Origin of the sequence: Streptomyces sp. SBT349 (genome assembly GCF_001083795.1) — a bacterium.
GTDB lineage: Bacteria > Actinomycetota > Actinomycetes > Streptomycetales > Streptomycetaceae > Streptomyces.
This window is the reverse complement of the sequence record NZ_LAVK01000436.1, coordinates 1-5,303: the sequence shown is the minus strand read 5'-3', so window position 1 is coordinate 5,303 and position 5,303 is coordinate 1. Positions and strand designations below refer to the sequence as shown.

The window sequence follows — 5,303 nt, the reverse complement described above, 5'->3', positions numbered from 1 at the left end:
GGCGAGGGGTTCAGGGCGTTCCCGCCGGTGAGGGGGCGGGCCCCGTACTGGCCCTGACCGTCAGCCGCGGGCGCAGCAGCTCGACGGTGGGCGGGACCGCGTCCGCCGGGGTGTCCGCCTTGGCCATGACCAGCTCGACGGCGCGCCGGCCCATCTCGTGGGCCGGTATGGCGACGGAGGTCAGCGCCACGGACTGCGAGGTGGCGACCTGCTCGGGGCAGACGGCCACCACCGAGATGTCCTCGGGAACGGCCCGGCCCTGCTGGCGCAGCAGGCTGAGCATCGGGCCGACGGCCGCCTCGTTCTGCACGATGACCGCGCTGGTGGCGGGCCGTTCGTCGAAGACGCGCGCCAGCGTCCCGGCCACCGACTCCCAGCTGCCCTCGCACGGCCGGTGCAGGACCCGCACCCCCACCTCGCCCGCGCGTTCGCGCACGCCCGCGAGGGTGCGCTCGGCGAACCCGGTGCGCCGCTCGTACACGGCCGCCGCCTCGCCGACCACGGCCACGTCCCGGTGCCCGAGCTCCGCCAGATGGTCCACGCAGAGCCGTCCCGTCGCGGCGAAGTCCAGGTCAACGCAGGTGAGTTCGCCCGTGTCGGCGGGCAGCCCTATCAGCACGGCGGGCCGCGGCGCCTCGCGCACCAGCGGCAGGCGGCGGTCCTCCAGCTCCACGTCCATCAGGATCATCGCGTCGGCCAGGCCGCTGCCGACCACCCGCCGCACGGCCTCGGGCCCCTCGTGCCCGGTCAGCAGCAGCACGTCGTGCCCCCGCTCGCGCGCCGTGGTGGCCACCGCGATCGCGATCTCCATCATCACCGGCACATACATCTCGATGCGCAGCGGCATCATGAGCGCGATGATGTTGGACCTGCTGCTCGCCAGCGCGCGGGCCCCCGCGTTGGGGTGGTAGCCGAGCTCCCTGATGCTCTTCTCGACCCGCTCCCTGGTCCGGGAGGAGATGGTCCGCTTCCCGCTGAGGACGTAGCTCACCGTGCTGGCTGAGACTCCCGCGTGCCGGGCGACCTCGGCGAGGGTGACCATCGGCTCTCCCGTCGTGACGGAAACGGATGTGTGAAGCGCTTCGACAGGGATCGTCTCGGCGATCGCGTTGACCCTAGACCGCGCAACGACCTCTGTCCAGAGAAGAATCGAAGCGCTTCAACACGGCCTGACCCGGCGCGTCACCACCCGGAAAAGCGGGTACATACGCACCAGTAGCCTTCCATGGGGCGAGGTGTGAAGATGACCGTCTCCGAACGGGACGCCCGCCGGGTCGCGGAAGCCGCCCGGGAGCAGGACTGGCACAAACCGAGCTTCGCCAAGCAGCTGTTCCTCGGCCGCCTGCGGCTCGACCTCATCCACCCGCGGCCGGAGCCGGACCCGGAGGCGGCGCGCCACGGCGAGGAGTTCCTCGACCGGCTGCGCGCGTTCTGCGCCACCGGGATCGACGGGGCGCTGATCGAACGCGAGGCCCGCATCCCCGACGAGGTCGTCGCCGGGCTGCGGCGGCTCGGCGCGTTCGGCATGAAGATCGCCCCCGAATACGGCGGCCTGGGCCTCGGCCACGTCCACTACAACCGCGCGCTGGCCCTGGTCGGTTCGGCCAGTCCCGCCATAGGAGCCCTGCTCTCCGCCCACCAGTCGATCGGCGTGCCGCAGCCCGTCACGCTCTTCGGCACCGAGGAACAGCGCGAGGCGTTCCTGCCCCGCTGCGCCCGCGGCGCGATCTCCGCGTTCCTGCTGACCGAGCCGGACGTCGGTTCCGACCCGGCCCGGATGGCGACCACGGCCGTCCGCGACGGCGACACCTATGTCCTCGACGGCGTCAAGCTCTGGACCACCAACGGCGTGATCGCCGAACTCCTGGTCGTCATGGCCCAGGTGCCCGAACGCGGCATCACGGCGTTCGTCGTCGAGGCCGACACCCCGGGCATCACCGTCGAGCACCGCAACGCGTTCATGGGCCTGCGCGGCATCGAGAACGGCGTGACCCGCTTCCACGGGGTGCGCGTCCCGGTCGCCCACCGCATCGGCGCCGAGGGCGCGGGGCTCAAGATCGCCCTGACCACCCTCAACACCGGCCGCCTGTCCCTGCCCGCGCTCTGCGTCGGGGCGGGCAAGTGGTGCCTGAAGATCGCCCGCGAGTGGTCGGAGGCGCGCGTCCAGTGGGGCAAGCCCATCGGCGAGCACGAGGCGATCGGCGCCAAGATCTCCTTCATCGCCGCGACCACCTTCGCGCTGGAGGCCCTCGTCGACCTCACCGGCGAGCTGGCCGACGAGGAGCGGCACGACATCCGCATCGAGGCCGCCCTCGCCAAGCTCTACAGCAGCGAGATGGCCTGCCTGATGGCCGACGAGCTGGTCCAGATCCGCGGCGGGCGCGGCTTCGAGACCCGCGACTCGCTGGCCGCCCGCGGCGAACGCGGCGTCCCCGCCGAGCAGATGCTCCGCGACCTGCGGATCAACCGGATCTTCGAGGGCAGTTCCGAGATCATGCGGCTGCTCATCGCCCGGGAGGCGGTGGACGCCCATCTGAAGGTGGCGGGCGGCCTCATCGACCCCGACGCCTCCCTCACCAAGAAGCGCAAGGCGGCCACCGCGGCCGGCGCCTTCTACGTCCGCTGGCTCCCCAGCCTCGCCACCGGCCGCGGTCAGCTCCCGCTCGCCTACGGCGACTTCCACGTCTCCCGCCACCCCAACCTCGCCGCCCACCTGCGCTACGCCGAGCGCTCCGCCAGGAAGCTGGCCCGTGCCACCTTCTACGGCATGTCCCGCTGGCAGGGCCGCATGGAGGCCAGACAGAGCTTCCTCGGCCGGGTGGTCGACATCGGCGCCGAGCTCTTCGCCATGTCCGCCGCCTGCGTGCACGCCGAACGCCTGCGCACGCACGCCGAGCACGGGCACGAGGCGTACCAACTGGCCGACGCCTTCTGCCGGCAGGCGAGGGCACGCGTCGAGGACCTCTTCCCCCGGCTCTGGCACAACACGGACACCACCGACCGCTCCGTGGCCCGCGGCGTCCTGGCCTCCGACTACGCCTGGCTGGAGGAGGGCATCGTGGACCCGTCCACCGAGGGCCCCTGGATCGCCGACGCCACCCCGGGGCCCCCGGGGGGAGGAGACGTCCACCGCACCGTTCCCTGATCCCCCCGACGTGCGAACGCTTATGCTGCTGTCGTGACTTCGACTCAGGGGGGACTCACCCCGCGCCAGGCCAGGCGACTGCGGATGGGCATCGCCGGCGTGGCGATGGCGGTCATGGCCGTCGTCCTCGTCATCCAGCTCGGCGACGGCTCGTCCCTGCGGTCCGTCGGACTCTACGGGGCGGCGTTCATCCTCTCCGGCGCGGTCATCGAGATGAGCCGGCGCGGCAGGACCCGGCTCGGAATGGCCGTCCTGGTCACCGGCTTCGTCCTGCTCCTCGGCGCCGAATGGTGGCTCCGGACCCGCTGAGCCCTCCCCCGGGAGGGGCGGCGGTCCCGGCGTACTCGTGTCGGTGCGCTGCGTTACGATCGCGGTCAGGCATGCGTTGTGCCGCGGACCGAAGGGAGCACGCGACGATGGCGGCGACCGAGACCCCAGAAGAGCTGGCCGCACGCAAGGAGCGCGAGAAGAACGAGCTGTACGCGCTGGACATTTCGGGTGTGGAGTGGCTGAGCGCGCCCGGTGGCCCCGAGGACGAGAAGGTGGAGATCGCCTATCTCCCGGGCGGCGGCGTCGGCATGCGGAACTCGAAGGACCCCGACACCGTGCTGCGGTTCACCCCGGCCGAGTGGGAGGCGTTCGTCCTGGGCGCGCGCGACGGCGAGTTCGACATCGACCCGGAGGAGCACGGGCTCGCCACCGGGCGATGAGGGGCGTCGGGGGCGCGGGCACGGAGCCGCGGCGCTCGCGGCTCCGGCATCCGTTCCCCGCTCCCGCTCCCGCCGCTCCCGCTCAGCGCCGGACGCAGGTGTAGGCGCCGTAGAGGCCGCTCGCGAAGTCGGCGCGGACGATGTCGAACCCGGCACGGTCCAGCATCGGTTCCAGCAGCCAGCGGTAGGTGCTGTGCTCGGTGCGGATGTGCTCGGCGTAGTCGGCGGCGGTGTAGCCGAGCGCCGGGTCGTCGGCGGCCCCGCTCATCCACTCCTCGAAGACCTCGGCCGCGCGGGACGGCGGGAAGTCATAGACCAGGTCCCGCAGTCGCAGCACGCCGCCGGGCCGCAGCAGCTCGGCGATGCGGTGCAGGGCGACCGTCTTCCAGAAGTCCGGCAGCTGGTGCAGGGCATGGCGGGTATGGACCGCGTCGGCGGGCGGCCCGGTGTGGCCGTAGGTGAGGAAACCGGCCTGGACCGTCTCGACCCGGGCGAGCCCGGCCTCGGCGGCCCGCTCCTCGATCGACGCCACCATGGCGGGGGAGACGTCCACGGCCACGACCCGGCCGAACGTCCGGGCGGCGGCCAGGGCGAACCGCCCGGTGCCCGCGCCCAGATCCACCACCGTCGCGTCCTTCCCCAGGCCGTGGGCCGTGAGTTCGGCGATGTCGTCCGAGGGGTCCGGATAGCCTTGCTTGCGGTCGAACCCCGCCACGAAGCCGGGGTCCAGGTGCTCAGGGCCCGCGTGGACCAGTTCGTCCGGCATCCATGAGGTGTTCATGTCCCGAGCCAAGCACGCGCCCCCGCCGCGCACCAACCGAAATACGCGGAACGCGGGCGGCACCGGTCGGCGGACCCGTTTGTCCCGCTTGGAGAGGTATCGCCCGGCCCCGGGGGCGGGGAGGGCTAGGGGAGTCGTGCGGTGGCGATTAGGGTGAGGGTGGGCACGGCAGAAGCGCCGTAGACCAGCAGGGGCAAGGACCTGAGCCCGCTTCGGGGGAACCGCCCGGGGGATCTCACCCGTCATCCGCCATGCGGCCCAAAGACGCGGATCAGGAAGCAATATCACGAGCGGGAGGCGTCGTGAACAGCGATCGGGATGGGGTTCGCACCGCGGGGGAGACCGCCGGTGACGAACGCTCCGATGACGGACTCCTCACAGAGGAGGAGTCGGAGAACACCGGGCAGTTCACCGTCGACTACACACCGCCCGCCTGGTATTCGGGCGGGGCGGGTCCCGAGGCGGCGGCCTCCCCGGATCAGCCGGAGGACGCGGCCCCCGGGGATGTGGTGAGCGGCGACACGATGCAGATCTCACCCGCGGCCGTGCGCAGGGCGGCCGGCCGGTCGGAGGCGGATCCCGAGCCGGATCCCGCCCCGGAGCCGGGTCCAGCCCCCGAGCCCGAGCGCGTCGAGGACGCCGCCCCGGCCGCCGCGCCTCCGCCCGT

6 protein-coding genes are annotated in these 5,303 nt (G+C 72.5%); 4 read left to right on the top strand and 2 right to left on the bottom strand.

Annotated features, from left to right (window positions below; genetic code table 11):
* Positions 1–10 precede the first annotated feature (10 nt).
* Positions 11–1,042, bottom strand: a complete 1,032-nt coding sequence (locus tag ADY01_RS32180; RefSeq protein ID WP_049580271.1) for a LacI family DNA-binding transcriptional regulator — start codon at positions 1,040–1,042, stop codon at positions 11–13.
* A gap of 201 nt (positions 1,043–1,243) precedes the next feature.
* Here ADY01_RS32180 and ADY01_RS32175 point away from each other — a divergent pair, with 201 nt between their 5' ends.
* The 3 genes from ADY01_RS32175 (at position 1,244) to ADY01_RS32165 (ending at position 3,855) form a co-directional block, all read left to right on the top strand.
* On the top strand, positions 1,244–3,145 hold the full coding sequence (locus ADY01_RS32175; RefSeq protein ID WP_234320496.1) for an acyl-CoA dehydrogenase family protein: 1,902 nt from the start codon (positions 1,244–1,246) through the stop codon (positions 3,143–3,145).
* 33 nt (positions 3,146–3,178) lie between these two features.
* Positions 3,179–3,454 (top strand): hypothetical protein, encoded by a 276-nt coding sequence (locus ADY01_RS32170; RefSeq protein ID WP_049580269.1) that lies wholly within the window; start codon positions 3,179–3,181, stop codon positions 3,452–3,454.
* A 107-nt stretch (positions 3,455–3,561) separates the two neighbouring features.
* The gene (locus tag ADY01_RS32165) at positions 3,562–3,855 is read left to right on the top strand and encodes a DUF397 domain-containing protein (RefSeq protein ID WP_049580268.1); all 294 of its coding nucleotides are present in this window, start codon (positions 3,562–3,564) and stop codon (positions 3,853–3,855) included.
* Between the two features lie 82 nt (positions 3,856–3,937).
* Here ADY01_RS32165 and ADY01_RS32160 read toward each other — a convergent pair whose 3' ends face one another.
* Positions 3,938–4,636, bottom strand: a complete 699-nt coding sequence (locus ADY01_RS32160) for a class I SAM-dependent methyltransferase (RefSeq protein WP_049580267.1) — start codon at positions 4,634–4,636, stop codon at positions 3,938–3,940.
* A gap of 302 nt (positions 4,637–4,938) precedes the next feature.
* Here ADY01_RS32160 and ADY01_RS38600 point away from each other — a divergent pair.
* On the top strand, positions 4,939–5,303 hold a 365-nt coding region (locus tag ADY01_RS38600), incomplete at its 3' end, for an SCO5717 family growth-regulating ATPase (RefSeq protein ID WP_049580266.1).

Excerpts from the sequence above, each read along its gene's own strand:
- ADY01_RS32180 (WP_049580271.1), bottom strand. The coding sequence starts at position 1,042 with ATGGTCACCCTCGCCGAGGTCGCCCGGCACGCGGGAGTCTCAGCCAGC.
- ADY01_RS32175 (WP_234320496.1), top strand. The coding sequence starts at position 1,244 with ATGACCGTCTCCGAACGGGACGCCCGCCGGGTCGCGGAAGCCGCCCGG.
- ADY01_RS32165 (WP_049580268.1), top strand. The coding sequence starts at position 3,562 with ATGGCGGCGACCGAGACCCCAGAAGAGCTGGCCGCACGCAAGGAGCGC.
- ADY01_RS32160 (WP_049580267.1), bottom strand. The coding sequence starts at position 4,636 with ATGAACACCTCATGGATGCCGGACGAACTGGTCCACGCGGGCCCTGAG.